Raw genomic sequence first — 361 nt, 5'->3', positions numbered from 1 at the left:
GTACTGGCCGCGTCGATGTCCCATCTCGCGGCCCAGCTGGGCGATCTCGCGCGAGATCGCCCAGCTGGCGCGGGCCGCGCAGGAGGGGGCGCGGGGCCGGGTCACCTCACGGGTGGAGGCGATGTTCTACGCGGCGGAGGCGCGGGGGCACGCGCTGCTCGGCGACTCGCGGACGACGCAGATGGTGGCGGGGAAGGCGCTGACGGCGATGGACCGGGCGGAGGGGGAAGGGGAGAGTGGGGACGATCCGGCATGGATCGGTCATTTCGGCCCGGCGTACCTCGCGGATGAACTGGCGCACTGCCACCGCGACCTGGGCCAGGGGGAGGCCGGCGCACGGCGCGCGCAGGAGGCGCTGGCG

The 361-nt window shown here is 75.1% G+C and carries 1 pseudogene; it reads left to right on the top strand.

The window, feature by feature from the left end:
* Positions 1 to 361: pseudogene (locus tag J0695_RS40655) on the top strand (NsdA family TPR-like regulatory protein); the annotation flags it as partial.

Origin of the sequence: Streptomyces beijiangensis (assembly GCF_017315755.1) — a bacterium.
Lineage (GTDB): Bacteria > Actinomycetota > Actinomycetes > Streptomycetales > Streptomycetaceae > Streptomyces > Streptomyces beijiangensis.
This window is presented reverse-complemented; position numbering and strand designations above follow the sequence as displayed.